Genomic DNA, 228 nt, shown 5'->3' on the forward strand with positions numbered 1-228 from the left:
GGCGATCGCCCTGGTCGTCGGCGTCCTCGCCGGCTACCTCCCGGGGTGGCGGTCCGAGGCGCCGTCGGCCCTGGCGAACGTCTTCCTCGTCATCCCCGGCATCCCGATCCTCATCATCATTGCCTCGCGGTTCACCAACCCGCCGCTGTGGGTCGACGCCGCGATCCTCGGCATCCTCGGCTGGGGGGGGGGTGCGCGGGTGCTGCGGGCCCAGACGCTGTCGCTGCG

At 73.2% G+C, this 228-nt stretch carries 1 pseudogene; it reads left to right on the plus strand.

The window, feature by feature from the left end:
* Positions 1–228, plus strand: a pseudogene (locus tag KVT14_RS22065) (ABC transporter permease); the annotation flags it as partial.

The organism is Cellulomonas sp. GbtcB1 (assembly GCF_019091725.1).
GTDB lineage: Bacteria > Actinomycetota > Actinomycetes > Actinomycetales > Cellulomonadaceae > Cellulomonas.